2 protein-coding genes are annotated in these 3,899 nt (G+C 64.6%); both read left to right on the top strand.

From position 1 onward, the window contains the following. Positions 1–55: 55 nt before the first annotated feature. A complete protein-coding gene (locus HPY44_22330) occupies positions 56–226 on the top strand; it encodes a hypothetical protein (GenBank protein ID NSW58757.1) in 171 nt (56 codons plus the stop codon). 405 nt (positions 227–631) lie between these two features. Continuing rightward, on the top strand, positions 632–3,352 hold the full coding sequence (locus HPY44_22335; protein NSW58758.1) for a helix-turn-helix transcriptional regulator: 2,721 nt from the start codon (positions 632–634) through the stop codon (positions 3,350–3,352). Positions 3,353–3,899: the final 547 nt, after the last annotated feature.

Consider the following 3,899-nt stretch of genomic DNA (forward strand, 5'->3'; position numbering starts at 1 on the left):
CAAGGTGAAGCATCCCCGGAGCTATCGCACGACGAACGCGATGGAAGGCGGGGTGATGAGGCCCTTGCGCCGCACCCTGGACCGCGCCACGACGTATCACACTGACACAGGCGCCAACGTGGGGATGTTCCTGGTGATCGCAAGGCGCAACGCCAACCAACGCGGCAAGGCCTGGATACACGAGACCGACGATCTTATCACTATGCTACACAATACCGGGCCTTAGATTTCCGTACAGGCCCCTGCGTGGGCTACGGGAGATGTGCACAGTGATGGGACGTTGGTTCCGTTGAGGCCGGCGGACGAGGCTATTGCCTGTCGCGTTCGGCGAGTTCGTCGCGGACCTACCACCACAACGAGACTTCACATCGGGCCGTCTCCGGCGCGTGGGGCCCGGAGGAGGGGCCCTCACGTGCATAGTCTGCCACCGATATTGCCCCTTTGCCCTCTCACTGCCCACGCTGTGTCAATTGCCTTCGCCCCACCGCTTTGGTAGACTCGGAGTGTAGCGGCGGAACGACTGCAGGGTGATATTGGCGATAACGGGAACCTTTTCTGTATTGTAGCTATTGTTGCCTTTGCAGTGGTTGGCGCCAATGTTGGTATTTTGTTATCGTGCCGGGGGATGTGCGTGGCTGAAACGCTCTTCGACGAACAGCTCTCCCAGCGTTGGGAACTCCTCACCGGACCTCTGGAGCGCCAGGCGTGGCGGCGATCCGATGATGAGCTGACTTTCACCGTCCTGGAGCTTGCTCTGCGCAACCTGCGCGCCCTGCGAAACTCGCTGGAAGGAGAGCAGGGCCCTTCCGTCTCCTGGGACAGCCCCTGGATTGAAGCCCAGTATCCCATCGGCTGGGACTGGAAATGGCATGGGCAGACCTTCTCCCCCTCCTCGCTCCCTGACCCCGCTTGCCTGCAATCGTGGCAGTGGCATCTGGAGCGCTCCCTGGGCTTCTGCGTCTTCCACTTCCTGACCCGGGGGGTGGCGTTCCTGCGGCGTGGCGGCGCATACCTGCCACTGCTGCCGCCCCAGCTGCGCGCGGAACTTGAGACGACGCCCGAAGAGGATCGCCGGGAATACCTGGATATGCATCTGCGGGGTTTCTGGTTTTCTGATCCGCTTTTCATGCGTTTTGAGGGTCGGGTGGGCAAGCACAGGTATGATGTGGCGGCTGTGCTGGAGATTCACCCGCTGGTCCTGGACGAAGATGGGCGCCGGGCATATCACCCGGTAGTCACCGGACTGCGTTTCACCCTCGGCGATCCCCCGACCTGGACGCCCAGGGAGCGAGGCATTTTCTGGAACCGGATCCTCAAGCAGATTGCGGCGCAGGTAGAACGCTTGCGGCCACAAGCTCCGGAGCCTTTGTACAAGTCCACCGACGATCCCCCTTTGCTGGAGATAGAGCCGGAACCCACGGTTCTGGAGACACTCCCCGAACCGGTTATCCTGCCCCGGCGAACTTTCCCTTTGCCCATGGGCCCGGCCCTCGTTGACCGCGAGACCCACGAGGTTCTGACCGCTACCGTCCACACCCGCGGGCTGTTTCGCAATTGGTCGGAATTGCCGGTTCTCAATGAGGAAGTGCGCAAGGAGGCCGAGCGCATTTATCGCGAGGAGGGTCTGGAGGGCCTCAGGAAGCGCAAAGGCGGTCTGCGTCAGGCGCCCGACGGCACCGATGAACCGTATCTCGCGGCGGACTCGCGCACCGTCAAGGACCTCATGCTGGCTCTGGGGATGAGATCGGGCTATCGGCGCATCGATGAATCCACCCGGGATGTGCTGGCCTCAGGCGGTGCCCGGGAGTACGCCTGCCGGGTGTTCCGCAGTCCCCAGGGATATGTGGAAATCGGCCTGTCGTGGGACAGTCTGGCCGGGCCGTGGATGGACGAATGGCATGTGGAACTGGAACGGCGGGTCGCTCTGCGCGAACAGGAGATCCAGCAGCTCAAGGTGCAGGCCGGCGAGAGCCTGTTCCCGGAAGTGCAGCAGACGGAGATTCGGCGCTTGCAGCAGGTAGTGGACCAGGCTTCCGCCCAGATCCGCATCTGGAAGCGCGGGCACGCAATTATGGGCCTTGTGCTGGGACAAGTCTTCCACCAGCGCAGCAACTGGGTGGTAATTCCCGCCGAGGCGATCAGGATGGCGCTTTGGGAAGTGGAGGGCGCCGAGCCCCCCCAGAACTGGAAGCAGGAAGTGGACAATGTGCTGGCGTCCCTCGCCACCGTCATGTTCTCCGTGCGCGGCCTGGATGGGGAGACCGTCCGGGGCTTCGGGCGCTTTGTGGGTGAAGTCTGGTACGGGGACCACCCGATTCTGGTGAGGCGCGGCGATGAGAACAACCCTCCCGCGCCGCCCCAATCCGTGGAAAGCAACCAGTATCTGATGGACGTACAGCCGGGTTTCGTGGGCTGCCTGCAAGTGTTCAGGTCCGGGGCGTCGGAACTTGACGGGCCCGCTCAGAAGACGATCTTCGACTGGGCAAGGCCGCTGTCGCAACAAGAGCGAGGCCTGCTCAAGGGATCGGGCACGGCGCGATCCGGCAGCAACGGAGCGGGGTCCTACGTGTCCTTCGATCCGGCCCGCATTCTGGCTCATGGCGCCAAGGACTTCACCACCACTCAGCGCGCCCTGGATGACGCCCTGGAGCGCGAGATCACCCTGAACTGGGACAATCAGCACGGTCGCCGCCGCCAGCGCGTCAAGAACGCTGAAGGTGGGCCGGAACGCCTGTACTCGCGGAATGACTGCCCCCTTCTGCCGGAGGGCCAGATGTTCGTCCTGGCCGGCGGCAATGGCCGGCGCGCCGGCTCAGGGTACACAGTGGGAGGGCGTCGGTCGGTGATGCGCAGGGCGGGATGGCTGGAGATGGTCGGCGGCTACAGCGCCGAGCGCTCCGACCCGAAGCTGCGCTCACAAGCCGCGCGGCGCTTCCTTGAGGATCTCGAAGTCGTGGTGGAGGAATATTACGGAGGGGTAGTCGCAGGATACGATCAGGGACGCTGGCTGACACTGGACGCAATACGTTCCCTGGGCGTCCAGGAGATCATGAACCTCAACGTGCGGCCCTTCTTGCCCGCTAATTACCGCGAGCGCCGCCGTCAGGCCATTCGCGAACGGGGCATCGAGGTCCATGATACCGCCGAGGACCTGCGGCGCGCCACCACACAGCAGATCGCCGTTTCCGCCGACCGTATCCGCCTGGCACGCCGCAAGCGAGGCCTGTCCCAGCAGGCCCTTGCGGACCTGCTGGGCGTCCACCAGACCATGGTTTCCCAGATCGAAACCGGCAAGCGCCCGGTGCCGGACGAATTGCGCGACGCCCTGGAACGCTGGCTTGCCGAAAGCTGAGCGACCGAAGTTGGTGGTGCCGTCCGCCGCAGGTGCCCCGGGTTGGTGCCCCCGGGTTGAGTTGAAACCCGGGTTGTGCCCCCGGATCGACGCCCCGGGTTGAAACCCGGGGCTAGAGGCCTTCGGCCGGGCGTCCTGACGGACGCAAAGGCTGAGGAGATTGCCGACCAGGTCGCGTAGGTCGTCGGCGCCCCGCGCTGAAGCACGGGGCTAGAGGCCTTCGGCCGGGCGTCCTGAGGGACGCGAAGGCCGAGGAGATTGCCGACCAGGTCGCAAAGGGCGAGCTTCTCGACAAGCCGTTGCCGTCCAGCCCCGAAGGGGCGGAAGCCCTTTGCCACCAGCGTAAGCTGGTGGAATCAGGGCCCCCCCTCCGGATTATAAGAGCCCCCGAAGGGGGCGGCAGGTGCCCCGGGTTGAGGCGGTGCCCCGAATTGGTGCCCCGGGTTGAAACCCGGGTTGTGCCCCGCGCTGAAGCACGGGGCTAGGGGCCTGCGGCCGGGCGTCCTGCCGGACGCGAAGGCCGAGGAGATTGCCGACCAGGTCGCAA

It is taken from the genome of Armatimonadota bacterium (genome assembly GCA_013314775.1).
Lineage (GTDB): Bacteria > Armatimonadota > Zipacnadia > Zipacnadales > JABUFB01 > JABUFB01.